Source organism: Martelella alba (assembly GCF_005217455.1).
Lineage (GTDB): Bacteria > Pseudomonadota > Gammaproteobacteria > Enterobacterales > Enterobacteriaceae > Acerihabitans.
Genome location: NZ_SZPQ01000170.1, coordinates 1 through 628, shown reverse-complemented (window position 1 = coordinate 628; position 628 = coordinate 1). Strand labels below are relative to the sequence as shown.

At 54.8% G+C, this 628-nt stretch carries 1 protein-coding gene; it reads right to left on the bottom strand.

Annotated elements, in window-relative coordinates; genetic code table 11:
- Window positions 1-50: 50 nt before the first annotated feature.
- On the bottom strand, window positions 51-545 hold the full coding sequence (locus FCN80_RS26265; protein ID WP_136993294.1) for a lysozyme: 495 nt from the start codon (window positions 543-545) through the stop codon (window positions 51-53).
- Between the last annotated feature and the right edge of the window lie 83 nt (window positions 546-628).

Genomic DNA, 628 nt, shown 5'->3' with positions numbered 1-628 from the left:
GGCGAACGCCAGGACGAGAACAACCGTCACGGCAACGGCGATTTTGCTGATCATTTTTGCCCCATCATGCAGACAGTTCGCTCTATCTCTCGCCGGTTAATCAAGCCACGATTACGCTGGTCATTGACCCTGACCCACTGCCGTAGGCCGTCGCAAGCGGCCGGCTGGTTTCCGGCATTGAGGTTATGCAGCAGTGACGCATGTCGAAATGCGTTAACGCCGACGTTGAAGGCGAACGAGTACATGGCGGCGCGCATATAGGGGTCGATCGGTACCTTGATATCAGCATCCACTTCTTTTTTTACCGACTGTAGGTCATCTGCCAGCAGCACATTGCATTCAGCATCGGAATAATATTTACCGGGAATAGTGTCTTTTCCGGTATGGCCCGTGCAGACCGTCCAGACACCGCCGACATCCCTGTATGGGTAATGTTTCGTTCCCTCCAGCCCATCATTGCCGCATAGCAACGCCACGGTGATGGCTATCGCCCCGCCAGCCGACGCCGAAATCAGCTTTTTTCTCAGGGCCGGTGACATAGCCATTATTCTGACCTCGGGATGATGGTTTTGCCGTCGCGGGCCGCTGCTTCAATTGCCCGGGTCTGACGACGCTGGAAATAAACATT

Bases quoted from the DNA above. Each gene is read 5' to 3' on its own strand.
- FCN80_RS26265 (WP_136993294.1), bottom strand. From the start codon at position 545: ATGGCTATGTCACCGGCCCTGAGAAAAAAGCTGATTTCGGCGTCGGCT.